Annotated in this window: 15 protein-coding genes; 2 read left to right on the top strand and 13 right to left on the bottom strand. The window is 39.4% G+C overall.

Features of this window, described 5'->3' with window-relative positions:
* Nucleotides 1-11: 11 nt before the first annotated feature.
* On the top strand, nt 12-437 hold the full coding sequence (locus V4596_00555) for a hypothetical protein (GenBank protein ID MES2767607.1): 426 nt from the start codon (nt 12-14) through the stop codon (nt 435-437).
* Here V4596_00555 and glmM read toward each other — a convergent pair.
* From glmM to V4596_00495, 12 genes are all read right to left on the bottom strand, one after another.
* On the bottom strand, nt 426-1,793 hold the full coding sequence (gene glmM / locus V4596_00550; protein MES2767606.1) for a phosphoglucosamine mutase: 1,368 nt from the start codon (nt 1,791-1,793) through the stop codon (nt 426-428). The genes V4596_00555 and glmM overlap by 12 nt on opposite strands.
* Before the next feature lie 28 nt (nt 1,794-1,821).
* A complete protein-coding gene (locus V4596_00545; protein MES2767605.1) occupies nt 1,822-2,508 on the bottom strand; it encodes a hypothetical protein in 687 nt (228 codons plus the stop codon).
* A 33-nt stretch (nt 2,509-2,541) separates the two neighbouring features.
* The gene (gene cdaA / locus V4596_00540; GenBank protein ID MES2767604.1) at nt 2,542-3,360 is read right to left on the bottom strand and encodes a diadenylate cyclase CdaA; all 819 of its coding nucleotides are present in this window, start codon (nt 3,358-3,360) and stop codon (nt 2,542-2,544) included.
* A gap of 68 nt (nt 3,361-3,428) precedes the next feature.
* Nucleotides 3,429-5,429 carry an ATP-dependent zinc metalloprotease FtsH gene (ftsH, locus tag V4596_00535; GenBank protein ID MES2767603.1) on the bottom strand — a complete coding sequence of 667 codons (2,001 nt, stop codon included), beginning with the start codon at nt 5,427-5,429 and terminating at the stop codon, nt 3,429-3,431.
* A gap of 212 nt (nt 5,430-5,641) precedes the next feature.
* Nucleotides 5,642-6,595 carry a tRNA lysidine(34) synthetase TilS gene (tilS, locus tag V4596_00530; GenBank protein MES2767602.1) on the bottom strand — a complete coding sequence of 318 codons (954 nt, stop codon included), beginning with the start codon at nt 6,593-6,595 and terminating at the stop codon, nt 5,642-5,644.
* On the bottom strand, nt 6,588-8,087 hold the full coding sequence (gene lysS / locus V4596_00525; GenBank protein ID MES2767601.1) for a lysine--tRNA ligase: 1,500 nt from the start codon (nt 8,085-8,087) through the stop codon (nt 6,588-6,590). The genes tilS and lysS overlap by 8 nt, the downstream gene beginning before the upstream one ends.
* 11 nt (nt 8,088-8,098) lie before the next feature.
* Nucleotides 8,099-9,049 carry a class I fructose-bisphosphate aldolase gene (locus V4596_00520; protein MES2767600.1) on the bottom strand — a complete coding sequence of 317 codons (951 nt, stop codon included), beginning with the start codon at nt 9,047-9,049 and terminating at the stop codon, nt 8,099-8,101.
* Between the two features lie 78 nt (nt 9,050-9,127).
* Nucleotides 9,128-10,012, bottom strand: a complete 885-nt coding sequence (locus V4596_00515) for a hypothetical protein (protein ID MES2767599.1) — start codon at nt 10,010-10,012, stop codon at nt 9,128-9,130.
* 10 nt (nt 10,013-10,022) lie between these two features.
* Nucleotides 10,023-10,460: a serine protease spb1 gene (locus V4596_00510; protein MES2767598.1), complete on the bottom strand. Its 438-nt coding sequence runs from the start codon at nt 10,458-10,460 to the stop codon at nt 10,023-10,025.
* Between the two features lie 13 nt (nt 10,461-10,473).
* Nucleotides 10,474-11,016, bottom strand: coding sequence for a thioredoxin-like domain-containing protein (locus V4596_00505; GenBank protein ID MES2767597.1), 543 nt, complete (start codon nt 11,014-11,016; stop codon nt 10,474-10,476).
* A gap of 39 nt (nt 11,017-11,055) precedes the next feature.
* Entirely contained in the window at nt 11,056-11,718 is a 663-nt protein-coding gene (locus V4596_00500; GenBank protein MES2767596.1) for a hypothetical protein, read from the bottom strand.
* Nucleotides 11,705-12,985 (bottom strand): acetyl-CoA C-acetyltransferase, encoded by a 1,281-nt coding sequence (locus tag V4596_00495; protein MES2767595.1) that lies wholly within the window; start codon nt 12,983-12,985, stop codon nt 11,705-11,707. Before V4596_00495 ends, V4596_00500 begins: the two co-directional genes overlap by 14 nt.
* Nucleotides 12,986-13,123: 138 nt before the next feature.
* Here V4596_00495 and V4596_00490 point away from each other — a divergent pair, with 138 nt between their 5' ends.
* Nucleotides 13,124-13,876, top strand: coding sequence for a competence/damage-inducible protein A (locus V4596_00490; GenBank protein MES2767594.1), 753 nt, complete (start codon nt 13,124-13,126; stop codon nt 13,874-13,876).
* Nucleotides 13,877-13,968: 92 nt separating this feature from the next.
* On the opposite strand, the gene V4596_00485 is transcribed toward V4596_00490, so the two are convergent.
* Nucleotides 13,969-14,916 carry a response regulator gene (locus V4596_00485; protein ID MES2767593.1) on the bottom strand — a complete coding sequence of 316 codons (948 nt, stop codon included), beginning with the start codon at nt 14,914-14,916 and terminating at the stop codon, nt 13,969-13,971.
* Between the last annotated feature and the right edge of the window lie 130 nt (nt 14,917-15,046).

Genomic DNA, 15,046 nt, shown 5'->3' with positions numbered 1-15,046 from the left:
ATTATTTTACTATGAACTTTGGACCTCTCGTACCTCAAGAAATCGACGGCATTGTGCAGTTTTTAGAAAAAAACAGTATTCCCTTTGAAATCCATTTCAATGAGCAAGAAGCAAAAAAAGAATTAGAGCCTTCACCTGGAAACAATATTCTCTATGCAGAATTGAGAACAAAAGCTTACCTTGCTCAGCACTTTTATGTCGAAGTTCCCGACGAATTCCTGATCAACAATCCAAAGGTGGAAAATCAAATTCTAAAATACATCACAAAACATGATTTTGAAGACATCCAAAGATCTGAAGAAGACAACGTGATTCATATCGACGAAGAAAAGATAATAAAAGAAAAAATAGAACGCACAAAATGGATTCAACGAATCTTTGCCATCCTATTCTTAGCATCAATGCTTTATGGAATTATCTCTAGTTTAAGAAAGTGATTTCTCTAAGAGGCTTGCCATATCATCAGCATATTTACGGATCATTTTTTGATCTGGGCCTTCCACCAAAACTCTGATGAGAGGCTCTGTTCCAGAAAATCTCACAAAGATTCTCCCTTGGCCTTTTAGCTCTTTTGAAATCTTATCGTGAAGGTCTTGATAACCGCTGATTTCTTCAAGCGGTTTTCTCTTGGCCACTCTAAGATTTTTTAAAATTTGTGGCATGTCTGTCATTACGCTACTAAGATCAGATAATTTTCTGTTTGATCTCTTCATTACAGCTAAAACTTTTAAAGCCGCAATAAGCCCGTCACCAGTTGTCGAATGGTCTAAGAATATAATATGACCGGACTGCTCACCGCCAATTGAAAAACCACCTTTTCTCATCTCTTGAACAACATACTTATCACCTACGTTTGTTTTTAAAAGATGGATATTATTATTCTTCAACATTTTTTCTAAACCGAAATTAGACATTTCTGTGGCTACAACGGTATCATTCTTTAATTGACCGCGCTCTTTCATATCCAAAGCACAGATGGCAAGAATATGATCGCCATTAACGATAGTTCCCTTTTCATCCGCTAGGATTACTCTGTCCGCATCACCATCAAGACTGATTCCACAATCTGCTCTGTACTGAACTACGTTCTGTGAAAGCGAATTAGGATGTAAAGCTCCGCACTTGTCATTGATATTTGTTCCATCGGGCTTATTGCCCAGAACGATAACTTCGGCACCCAATTCTTCTAAGATGGCAGGCCCTACTTTGTAAGCAGCTCCATTTGCGCAATCCAAAACAATCCTTAAACCATCGAGAGTTAAATCTAGAGGAAATGTGTTTTTCACAAACACAATATATCTACCGGCAGAATCCTCAATGCGTTTTGATCTACCAATTCCTGCTGATTTTGGGAGAAGTGCATTTAAGTTTTCATTTAAAACTAAAGACTCAATTTCTTTTTCCATTTTTTCTGAAATTTTAAAACCATCCGGACCAAAAATTTTAATTCCATTATCATGGTAAGGATTGTGCGAAGCAGATATGACAATCCCCGCATCCGCTCTCATGTTCTGAGTTAAGAAACCAATTCCTGGAGTTGGTAGTGGCCCAACAAGTTGCACATGCACGCCCATAGAGTTTAATCCTGAAGCTAAAGCCATCTCTACCATATAACCAGAAAGCCTTGTGTCTTTTCCGATGACCACTCTTTTGTTATCTGATTTGTGAGCGCCTTCGGTTTTTCTCAAGATATAACCAAGAGCTTGCCCAATCTTCATCACAATGTCTGGTGTGATAGGATAAGTGTTCGCCGTTCCCCTAACTCCATCCGTCCCAAATAAACTTTCCAACATAATTTCTTTCTCCAAAAGGCGCACTTTTTTACTTTTGTTGTAGTGACACTGTCACATTTTTATTTTCTATAGGTAATACGCCAAAATAACTAAATTCTTTTAAACCTACTCTAAATTCTACATTTGTTTTTGATTTATCAAAAACCACCTCTAATGGACTAATTGGATCCGTCCAGACCTCTTGGATTCTACCAAGAACACTTGCAGCGCCTTTTACAATGATGCTTGCAGGTTTAATTTGTGAAACCTTCACAAATTGTGGCTCTTCATCTGCGTCCCAAGTGATCTTCACTGGAACTCTCTTAGTAATGATCTGATCAACATCGACAACTAGAGTCGCTGGATTTACACTCACAATCTGCGCACCAAACGGCAAGGTGATTTTATCCGTAGGAATAGCGATGATCGTTCTTCCCGGTCTTGCATCCTCAAGATTCAATTCGATGGGCTCTAAACCTTTTGCTAATTTTTTGAGTGACAATCTACTTCCTGAAATCTGCACTTGAACCTGATCTGTGATTCCGTTGGCAATGATATGATTCTTTGGAAGTATAAAATTCAATTTTACATATTGATTTAAAACTTGGTCTTTGTTTCCAAGAACCGTGATCCACAAAATCAAAGTGATCAGAAGAGCTACGACCTTGTAGCTTCCATTCTCATAAAGAGTTTCTTTGAACTTATCATTCCACTTTAATTTTGGTTTAGGTGACATAGGGCTCATATACTGGTGCTCATATACTGATACTCATACGTTGGCGCCTCTTTCCATATTGATCTCATGAGACATTTGAAATGCATCATATAAGAATTTTCTTAAAGTCTTATGATCTAAATCCTGAGACATCTGACCGCTCTCAACAACGCTCACAAAATTATTTTCTTCAGAAACCACAATCACAATGGCATCCGTTTCTTCCGTTAAGCCAATCGCGGCTCTATGACGAGTTCCCAAATTTTTATCCACCTGAGGACTCTTAGTTAATGGCAAGAAACATCCTGCCGCTCTAATGCGACCACCGCGGATGATAACGGCACCATCATGTAATGGACTCGATGGTAAGAAGATCGAACTCAAAAGTTCACTGCTCACCGAGGCATCGAGATTTGTTCCGACTTCAACGAACTCCTCTAAGCCCATCTCTCTTTCAATAACGATAAGAGCTCCGTATCCACGTTGTGCAAGCTGAATAGAACATTTTGCGAGCTCTTCAATAACTTGCGTTTCTTCCACAGCAGAAACCCCGCTAAAGAATGGATTTCTACCAATGTGTGCAAGTGCTTTTCTGATTTCATTTTGAAAGAGAACAACAACGATTACGAATAAATTATCGAAGAAGTTTTCTAATAACCATTTGATAGTAAAAAGATCTAACCAATGCGAAGAAACATAAGTGATGGCCAAAATTCCAAGACCTGATAACATTTGAATAGCGCGAGTTTGCCTAATCAATAGAAGAATACGATAAACAATAAGCCAAACGAGGAGCATGTCTAAGACATCCCATATCCTCACTTGTCCGAGGATCCAGCTTATGTTTTCAAAGAAGCGGCCAAAAAATGTCATCTTGTTGCGAGCCGTCAGCCAAAGGCTGACAACTATTCCCCTCACGTTGTTGACTTAGGTTGTTCTAGTTATGTAGTTACTGGACCGGTGTTACCCATTCCTCCACCTGAAGGTTTTTTCAACTCGTCTTTTAAACGAGCCTCTTCAAGTTCTTTTTTCTTATTTTCTTCTTCTTGTTTTTTATTTTGCTCTTCTAGAGTTTTTGCTCTGAGCTCTCTTTCTTTTTCGATATCTGCTAAAGTTTTACCTTCCATGATCATATCGATTTCAATACCATCAAGAGTTTCTTTTTCTAATAATGCTAGAGAAAGATTATGTAACGCTTGTAAATTTTCTTTTAAGATTGTGAGAGCTCTTTCGTGGCCTTCTTTAACAAGCTTTCTTACTTCGCTATCGATTTCTTGACCAGTTTGTTCAGAGTATTCTCTAGCCGGTTGAGCAGAGTTTAAACCTAAGAACACATGACCTTCACGCTTTTCGTAGTGCAATGGTCCTAGTTTATCTGACATACCCCACTCGCAAACCATCTTGCGCGCAAGTTCTGTTGCTCTTTCAATATCGTTTGAAGCGCCTGTCGTGAAATCTGTAAAAATGATTTCTTCCGCAGCTCTTCCGCCAAAAAGCATCGCAATCATGTTTTTAGCTTTTTCTCTTGTTAAGGAAACGCGATCATCGATCGGCAATGTTTGAGTGACACCCAAAGCCATCCCTCTTGGAATGATTGTTACTTTGTGAACTGGGTCCATATGCTTTAGCTTTTTAGCCATGATTGTGTGACCCGCCTCGTGATAAGCTGTATTTTTCTTATCATCTTCGTTGATCACCATAGATTTTCTCTCAGGCCCCATCAAAACTTTATCTCTGGCATTTTCGAAGTCATGCATATCGATAACTTTTTTATTGTGTCTTGCTGCCATCAGAGCAGCTTCATTCACTAAGTTCTCAAGGTCAGCACCAGAAAACCCCGGGGTTCCTCTCGCTACTTTTTCGATAGCCACTTCTGATGCCAAAGGAGTTTTTCTTGTATGAACTTTTAGAATTTCAACTCTGCCTTTAAGATCAGGTTTTCCAACGATAACTCTTCTATCGAATCTTCCTGGTCTCAACAATGCGGGATCCAAAACATCCGGACGGTTTGTCGCAGCGATAAGGATTACGCCTTCGTTACTTTCAAATCCATCCATCTCAACCAATAATTGGTTTAGAGTTTGCTCTCTTTCATCGTGCCCACCGCCCATGCCGGCACCACGATGACGTCCTACGGCATCGATCTCATCAATAAAGATAATGCAAGGAGCACTACGCTTACCTTGTTCAAATAAATCTCTTACTCTAGATGCTCCGACACCTACAAACATTTCAACAAAATCAGAACCAGAGATCGTGTAGAACGGAACACCAGCCTCACCAGCTACAGCTCTTGCAAGCAAAGTTTTACCTGTTCCCGGAGGACCAACCAGCAAAACACCTTTGGGAATTCTACCACCAAGGTTTGTGAATTTTTTTGGAGATTTTAAAAAGTCGATAATTTCAGTTAAATCATCTTTGGCTTCTTCCACACCAGCAACGTCTTTGAAAGTTACGCGATTTTTATTTTCGGTAAGAAGTTTTGCTTTAGATTTACCAAAGCTCATTGCCTTTCCGCCACCAACTTGAATTTGGCGCATGAAAAACATGAACATTAAGAAAATAATAATCAACGGTAACCAGTTTACAAAAAGTGATTGCAAGAATCCATTATTCTCATTTTTCACGTAGTTTGGTGTATACCCGTTTTCTTGCAAAATCTTAAACGATTGCTCGTCTGTGTTACCCACGATAGTGAATTTTTGAGCGCCCTTATATTTTTCTTTAAGCTCGTCTTTCAACTCACCAGTAATTTCATTTGTCTGTTGGTTGAATGCCACTGTGTCGGGCTTGATTTCTTTGGCTTTGATCGCTTCCACGAATTTTGCATAATTAAAATCAGTGATCGTAGTTTGAAGTTTTTGATCATAGAATTGAAAAAGTATGATTGCTACAACAACCAATAATGCCCACAAGGCTAGAGTTTTTTGAGTAGAACGCATCGGATTCCTTTCGAAGAGTTAAAAGCTATTTTAGGATAGCACAAAATCAGGATAATTCATAAAACAAATAAGTTTTAAACTAACAGCCGAAAGTATTAAAGAGACGAATTCTAAGATATATTTACTAGACTCTCGCAGCCAAATGCGAGGCGCAGAATCTTAACAATTGCGCTTGGCCTTAAGGTCGGCTGTTAGTTTAAAACTTATTTGTTTTATTTGATGGAGATATGCTCAGTGTCAACTACCCAGTCACAACCCATCACATGAAATGTGAGTGCCTTTTTGGAACTGTCAAGACGCTTTAAAATTTCATCAATATGAGAGTGAGAATAGTTCTTCACATTCATTTTATTCAAGTAGAAGGCAAATACTCTTCTTTGATCCAACTTATTGAGCAAAATGAGCTTGCTACGAATAATACCACTTTTGTCGATTGTGGCAGAAAAGTCACAGCCAGAATCTGCCTTTAGCATTTGTGAAATATTCTCTAACGAGCGCGTCAGGCTGGACTTTGCCCCAGGTCTATATGCCTCTAAATCTTTCAACCAAGAGTTTCTGATCCAATTTCTAAAATACTTTCCATCCTTGTTAGAAGGATCTTTTACGAAATCCAATTGATATTTTTTTGCATAATTTTCGATCTCTTCTCTACTCCAAGTGAGTAAGGGTCTAAAAATCTCACCATTGAACTCTGTCATAGATTCAAAACCTTGGTCACCCACACCGCGAATCAAGCGAATGAGCCTTGTTTCTAACAAATCATCTCGATGATGAGCTTTGAGCAAAATATCGATTTTATTTTCGGACATTGTCGATACAAAAAAATCATTTCGAAGATTTCTAAAGTATTCTTCGTCAGAGGATTTGTTTTTTTTAGGATCATTCGTAAAAAATGGAATTCTGTTTTCTTCCGCGAGTCTTTTTACAAACGAAAAAGCACGATCACGGTATTTGTTTTGTTTTTCATCAGCAGAAATACCGTGGTGAACGTAACAAACCGAAATATCAAGAGGCAATTTATCTGAAACTTTTAATAAATGATGAAATAAAACAACAGAATCAACTCCTCCGGAAACACCGACAAGGAGTTTTTTATTTCCAAGGTTGTGTTGCTTTAAAAGCTGTTCCGTATTCTTGATAAAATCAAAATCAAATTTCTTAATCATTCTTTATTTTCATCGTAGGGAAGAAGATAATATCTCTGATAGACGCTTGATCTGTAAGGATCATTACGATTCTCTCAATACCAAGTCCTACACCACCCGTGGGTGGCATTCCCACATCAATGGCGTGCAAGAAGTCTTCGTCCATTGGATGAGCTTCTTTATTGTGCGCTCTTTGCTTATCTTGTTCTTCTAGTCTTGATCTTTGCTCTTCTGGATCGTTCAACTCCGAATAAGAATTTCCGATTTCCATACAAGCTGCAAAAGGCTCAAATCTTTCCACAAGACCGGCTTTTGTTCTGTGTTTTTTCGTCAGAGGAGAAATTTCAACTGGGTGATCCGTAATAAAAATCGGATTCCATAAGTGCTCTTCTGCCACCAACTCAAAGAGTTCAGCAGCCATCTCTCCTTTGCTTGCAGGACCTTTTCTGTCGCTGCCACTTTTCTTTAACTGGTCGAAAAGTTCTGCCGAAGATAATTTTTCAACATCCACTTTGCCGTATTCTTTGATGGCATCGTAAACAGAAAGTCTTTTCCAAGGAGTTGTGAAATCGATTTCTTTTCCTTGATACTGAACTTTGTAACTGCCCGTGATTTCTTTGGCTAAGAATGAAACAAGCTCTTCAAATTGTGTCATTTGGTAATTGTAATCTGTGTAGGCCTCATACCATTCAATCATTGAGAACTCTGGGTTATGAGATCTATCGATACCTTCGTTCCTAAAGTTTTTATTTAGATCATAAACTTTATCAAATCCACCTACGATCAACTTCTTCAAATACAATTCTGGAGAAATTTTCATATAGAGCTTCATATCCAAAGCATTATGATGAGTCGTGAAGGGTTCTGCCGCTGCTCCTCCATAAACAGGTTGAAGAATCGGCGTTTCAACTTCCATAAATCCGCGATCGTCTAAGAATTTTCTGATCGCCTTGATAATCTTTGTTCTGGTTTGAAATACTTTTTTAGTTTCTGGAGACATGATGAGATCAAGATGTCTGTAACGATATCTTAAATCTGTATCAACAAGTCCATGATACTTATCTGGAAGTGGTTCTAGAGTTTTAGTAAGAATTTGGAATTTCTCACAGTGGATTGATAATTCCCCTTTTTGAGTTCTGAAGACAAAACCTGTAAGACCTACGATATCTCCGATATCGATATAGTCCCAAGAGATTGCATCTTCCGGAGATAACTCTTGAACTCTGATATAAGCTTGAAATGTTCCTTCTTGATCTTGGAAAGTAAAAAACGCAGCCTTACCCATCGGACGTTTTGTGATAAGACGACCTGCCATTGTGACTTTTTGATCTTTAGCTGCTTCACCGTTTTGAAGTGCTTCGTATTTTTTACGAGCTTCCGTGGCATCGATGCTTCTTTCAAAAGCGTAAGGAAAAGGATTAATGCCTTTCTCTCTGAGTTCGGTCAGTTTTTTTCTTTTCTCAGCTTTTAGCGGATTTTCTCTCTCAACGTGATCATTTATTAATTCACTCAAAACTTTTACCTCTATCCTTTTACAAAAATATCTTGAACATCGTTAATCAATTTAATTGCTTCGAGCTTTGGTCTTTGGAAGGCGTTTCTTCCCATGATCGAGCCAAATCCGCCACCTTTTGCGATATGCTTTACTTCTTCAAGCACCGCATCGGTGCCCTTAGCCGCTCCACCACTAAAGATAATAATTCTTCTACCATCAAAGCAACTTTGCACTACGTGCTTCACTTGTTCTGTGAGTGTTGAAATTGGGATTTTGAATTCATCGAATACTTTTTTAGCTTCAGCAAGTTCTACGTGTTTAGTTGGCGGCTTCACTTTAATAATGTGAGCACCAAGTTGTGCTGCGATTTGAGCAGCATAAGCAATCACGTCTACTGCAGTCTCACCGTCTTTAGAAAGATTCGGTCCTCTTGCATAAGCCCAAATTACAACAACTAAACCTGCTTTTTTTGCTTCTTTAGACATTCTTGCGATCTCTTCGTACATTTGCTTTCTGTCGCCACTTCCAGGATAGATAGTGAAACCAATTCCCGCGCAACCCAATCTTAGAGCATCATCCACTGAAGATGTTAAAGCAGAGATTGGAGATTTGTTATCGTAAAGAACATCGGAATTGTTTACTTTTAAGATCAAAGGAATTTCGCCGGCGTATTCTCTTGCACCTGCTTCTAAAAATCCGAGTGGAGCCGCATAAGCGTTGCAACCTGATTCAATTGCCAATTCGAAATGGTAATGCGGATTGTATCCTGCGGAATTTTTTTGGAAGGATCTTGCCGGCCCATGTTCAAAACCTTGATCCACCGGAAGGATAACGAGTTTTCCAGTTCCGCCAGTTCTTCCGTGATTAAGAAGTCTTGATAAGTTCGCAAGAACTCCAGGATTATCTGCTCCGTACCAGCTTAAAATTTCTTTTACTTTTTCACTGTTTGTTGCTTGATTCGAATAAGTGCCTTTAGCCATGAATGTCTCCTGATTTGAAAGATAGAATTTATATTGAGATCACGAATGAAATCAAGACTGAATGTCTATGCTTATGACTTATCTTGGCCAATGTTTTTGTAGACTCAAGAAAACTGCTCGGCTGAGCTGAGTATTTACCGGTTTTCCGATTAAGGTTTGATCAGAATAACTCGCCGTTACAGAGAGATCTTCTTCGTAAAGGTAACTGACGAGTAGAGTCGAAGAGACGTATCTCTCTATGGAAATCTTTGAATCCACCATTCCTGAGGTTTTACCAGAGTCTTGAAGGTAGGCCAGATTGTTGATTCCAAATCTCCAAGCCGTGTAGTTATAACCAACGCCCACACTTGTCTGATAGATATTTCCAGGCTCAATACGAATTGCGCCAAAACTTTTATCGAAGAGCTTTTGGGTAAAAATATTAGCATTGTAATCCCATTTTTTGATCGTTTTTACGGCAACCGCCCCAACTCCAAGGCCTAAGAGTCCCGTTCCTGTTGAATCCACAGCTTCTAACTCTTGAGTTTCGTAAATGGATTTGCCCGTCGGAAGCTGCGCTTGGGAATACACATAAATTTTTGGACGATACTTTGAGTAATCCCAATCTGTCACAGCTTCATACGCAAAGCTCATTTTAACATCGCCAACTCCTGAGCCATTGGCATTTTGTGTGGAGGATTCGTAAGAATTTTTTTGAAAAGGGGCGCTTAAAGAAATTTGGGTGCGGTCACCCAGAAGGGCTGAGCCTTCCATCGTAAAAATCTCGCGGGTTTTATCTCCATCAAGCTTTTGCCATTTTCCATCGGTGCGCGCTTGGGCATGAACCGACGAAAACATCATACTTGCCGTGAATTGCGCCTGATCATTGTTGGTGATGATGGCCGTGGTACTAGTCCCTCCACTGCAGCAGCTGGCTGCATCTGCGTTGTGACTTAAAAAAAGACCAATTATAAATAAAAACATTCTACTGCCATTATATATCTAGAGAATAAGTAGCTTCATCAAGAACTTGGGATCCATTCTTTAATACAAAACGAATTTCCCAATCCCCATCCATGATAAAATAAACATTCGATACATCAAATGTTGAAGAATTCACTTTTTGTACAGAAGTGGGAGAGCTTCCATGACCCATGGATGGCATCCACAAGATCACCTCTAGCGTTGCGCTTTCTAATTTTTGCATGCTTTCTTCAGATACCATCCCTAGAACTTTCAAATGAAATTTTGAATCTTGAGATTTTTGTGGTGGATTTGCCCATTCTATTTCCGCATAAATTCCAAGTTTTTTAAAAATCACCTGGTATGCTGAGCTCGGAGATACTGGTTTATCTTGAGAGACGTAATCAGCTTTTGCACAAGCCGTTAATGGTTGTATTAATAAAGTGAATGCTAAAATAAAATTTTTCATATGTCTCCTTCAGTTATGTGTCTCTGATCGCACAGCCCAAAACTCTTGTTTCTTTAGGGCTTACTTCTTTTTTTTCTTCAATCTGTTTTAATGCCGTATTCAATAATTGGTCGGAACCTTTTTTGGCTTTGCTACTGGACGTTACGCCGCCTTTATAAAGTATTTCGCCTTTTTTGTTGATCACAAATGCGTGGGGCGTACTTAACGCTCCCAGCTCATTGGCGAAAGTGTATTTTGCGTCTCTTAGAACAGGCATTCCAAAATCTTTCATCCTAAAGTATTCACGAAACTCTTCGTTTTCCTCTGCGCTGGAATAAATTCCCACGAATTTAAAATCTTTATATTCTTTCATCAGCGCTTTTATCGTACCAGTGTGGGCCTCTGAGCATGGGCAGAGTGGAGATAAAAAAAGCACCACCGTGCCTTTTTCAGAATCTTTTAAATTTGAAAAATCAATGACCTTAACTTCTTGAGAAATAATATCTAAGCCTTCAACTTTAGACACGGCAAAGGCATCAAAACCAAAACATAAAGACAAAATCAAAATGAACTTCATAAAGACTTTGTATGCCTGTTTTTAAAGATGTGCAAATAATTAGCTTAAAATTTTTGCGATGACTTTGATGGCTGCTTCATCGACTTCATGGCGGGTATTTGGGAGTTCATGGAAAGTAGCATTTAGGCCTAATTCTGCTTTTAGATCTGCTAAATTCTTTTTAGAGATTTCTATTGGTGAAACTTCATCTTTTGCGCCGTGGATGGCGTCCAATTTAAATTTATCATCCTTGCTGTAATAACGAGCAAGATAATCTGCTGATACAGCAATGATATGCTTTACGTTCATTTCTTTTGCCACCACTGGCGCAAGGTATCCACCTTGAGAAAATCCGATGATCGTAATTGGAAGTTTATCATAGCCTAGTTTTGCAATTAATTTTTTAAGAGCTTTGATCGCGGGCCCTGGCGGAATCACAAAGCGGTTATCTTTGGCGAGATAAAAATACCAAGCGTAAGCCTCTAGGTATCCCGAATCCGTTTTATAGGGAGCTGGAAAGGGTGCATTTGGAGAAAGGATCGCCGCATCTTGCGGTAAAATGGGCGAGAGCTTTTTCATGAGCGACTCACCTCTTTGCGAAAATCCATGCAAAAGTAAAAATAATTGCTTGGAATTTTTTCTATCTAAAGAAAAATAATCGAATTCGATTTCAAAGGAATCCGATTGCTTTTCTTTGGTGTAGGAAAAATTATTTTTCGACAATGGCCACGACTCCCATTCCACCAGCCGTACAAACAGAAATCAGTCCGCGACCTTTTCCATTTTGATTTAGAATCTTGGCAAGACTTGCAACAATTCTTGCTCCAGTTGCAGCGAAGGGATGGCCCAAGGCTACGCTTCCACCTTTGACGTTCATCTTAGATCTATCGATAGAACCGAGGGGTTTGTCTCGACCTAAAACTTTTTTGCAATAATCCGGATCTTCCCAAGCCTTCAATGTGCAGAGGACTTGGCCCGCAAAGGCTTCGTGGATTTCATAAAAATCAAAATCCTGAAGCGTCAAGTTGTTACGTTTTAAAAGTTCGCTCACCGCAATGGTTGGCGCCATCAACAATCCTTCACCGTGTACAAAATCCAACGCTGCCACTTGGGCATCGACAAAATAGGCAAGCACCGGAAGATTATTAGCCTTGGCCCATTCTTCTGAAGCCATCAGGACAGCCGAAGCTCCGTCAGTTAATGGAGTGCTATTTCCCGCCGTAAGAGTTCCTTGCCCCGATGTTTTATCAAAAGCAGGTTTTAATTTTGCTAGTTTTTCTTTGGTTGTATCTTCGCGAAGAATTCCATCGCGCTTTAAGCCTTTAAAGTTAATAACCATGTCTTCATAGAAACCTTCTTTATAAGCTTTTGCTGCATTCTGATGACTGATGAATGTCAATTCATCTTGGGCTTCTCTCGGAATTTTCCACTCTTTCACCATCATTTCACAATGGTCTCCCATAGATTTTCCAGTTCTCTTCTCTCCGGCATTTGGAAAATGAGGTTTTAAATCTTTTGGACGAATACTTAAAATGACTTTTAATTTTTGCATAAAGTTTTTAGCATTTCTCAACTCAATCATCTTCCATGCAAAAGATCTTGAGAATGTCACCGGCACATCGCTGTTCGTATCGGAGCCACCAGCAATTCCCACATCAATTTGTCCTGCTGCAATTTTCAAAGCAATTTGCAGAGAAGTGTCTAAGCTTGTGGAACAAGCACGCTGAACATTATAGCCTGGCGTATGAGGATGAAGTTTTGTTCCCAAAATAGACTCACGAGTTAAATTCCAATCTGCCGAATTTGTGATCAACGCTCCACCTGCAACATCGCCTAATTTTTTACCTTCGAGTTTATAGTCTGTGACTAGATTATTTAAAACTTCGGTGAACATTTGTTGATTCGTTGTTTTTTGATAAGCGCCCATAGATTTTACAAATGGCGTACGCTTCCCACCTAAGATTGCAACTTTTCTCATTGTTTTTGACATTATATCATCCTCTCGCATTGATCTGATACTTAAAGCCTGACACCCAAAACGTCAGGCTTTAAATATGACAACAGAAACTCTTTTTGACAAGTCCACATATGGTTTGATCTTTATGTAGAGAATGGTATCTTGATGAACATGAAAGCATCAATCATTGGCATAGGAACCGAAATTACGTCTGGACAGATCCTCAATTCAAATGGGCAATGGATTTCAAAAAAAATGACTGTCTTGGGTGTGGAGGTTACCACACATGTTGCCATTCCTGACGATCGTAAAATCATTTTAGACACACTCGACTTCTGTAAGGACAAATCAGATATTATTTTTGTTACCGGTGGATTAGGACCGACAACTGATGACTTCACTCGCGATGTGATCGCCGAATGGGCACAAAAGAAATTGGTCTTTGATCAAAAATCTTTAGAAAAAATAGAAGCCCGTTTCAAAGCACGCGGAGTTCCTTTCAGAGAATTTCAAAAACAACAATGCTACTATCCCGAAGGATCACAAATTTTAGAAAATGCTCTAGGCACAGCGAATGCTTTTTCTCTCACCGCTCAAAATAAAAAAATATTTGTTCTTCCGGGTCCTCCAAAAGAAATCGATGGCATTTGGAATGATCACTTAGAAAAAACGTTTGCAGAACTCACAAAAAATCTCGATAAACTCATCACAAAATCTTGGAAGTGCGTAGGCTACGGCGAGTCCGAAGTCTCTCACCGAGTCGAGACTGCTCTCCAAGGCTGTAAACTCACCAAAGGCTACCGCCTCCACGCTCCCTTTGTAGAAGTAAAACTTTCTTATTATAAATCTGAAGAAACAGAGGCCCTCAAATGGATACAAAAAGTCGAAGAGGCCATAGGCGACATCACCGACAACAACAGCTGACCAAAAGTCGCTTAGTCGCTTTTGGCGACCTACCGTGTCGCCACTAAGCGCCTTTTAGTGACGCAGACCTTTGGAAAAGGTGCGGCTCACCTTTATGCTGGTTGCTTGAATTCTATGGGGAGTGGGATTTGGGAGCTTAGAATTAGGCTGACAATTTGGCTGAGCATCATTGCAAAGCGTATATGATTTTCTGTAAATATTTGTGAGTTTCCCATTCTTGCAGAGATCACGCCGTAGAAATATCCACGACGATAAATTGGACAAACGATCATGGAGTTGAACGAAATACTTTTTAAATTCTTTTTCATTTCGACAAGAGTTGGATCTGAATCTAGATTTTCGATCACTACGATTTGCTCTTTGTTCATGACATCTAAAACTTCAGGGTATTTGTCTAAATCGATTTTAAAATTATTCATATCAATGTTGTCATGAGAAACTCTCACATAACCTGTTACACGATCCTCTAAGCATTCAATGAAAGAACATCGAACAGCTTTCAAGGCCAGCGCCAACATCTTTGCCATATTGAAGAGAATTTCGTGATCTGATTTTTTAGAGATTGCTTCCTTCAAGACAAGACTCAAAAGATGGTTGTAGAGATCTCCACCTTGGAGTGCGGTCACGACAGTTTTTTCTTCCTCTGTAAATTCTCTCTTCTTTTGCGCTTGAAAAATCAAACGCGGAAGAAGTGTTTCTGGCTTGATGGGTTTCAAAATATAATCACACGCGCCTTTTTTAATGCACTCTTTTACGTTCTGCACACTGTTGTGACTGGAAGTGATTAAAACTTTTATATCGCGCTTACTGAGTTCTGCATGAGATTTGATGTAATCTAGAACAGCAATTGCGTTCATATCCGGCAACATCAAATCGCAAACCACAAAGCGCGGCTTAAAGATCTTCATCTGCTCAATACCAGCTTCACCTGTCGATGCATGCTCAGCTTCAAAGCCATTTTCGATCAAATATTCGCACAGCCGCCTTGAGGTCTGACCGTCTTTGTCGATAATTAAAATTTTGTAATCGGGATGCCCCATACTATAAACATCGGACTTTCTTAGACTTTTACTTAAATGAAACGCGCGAACCGAGAGAGGCTTAGCCTAAAGAATGGCCATGCCGAGCCCCGTCCTAATAATATTCAAAGGTCATAAAAATAGTGACTCA

It is taken from the genome of Bdellovibrionota bacterium (assembly GCA_040386775.1).
In the GTDB taxonomy this organism is placed as follows: Bacteria; Bdellovibrionota; Bdellovibrionia; order Bdellovibrionales; family JAEYZS01; genus JAEYZS01.
Note: the sequence above shows the minus strand (reverse complement) of the source record. Positions and strands in the feature narration are given on the sequence as shown.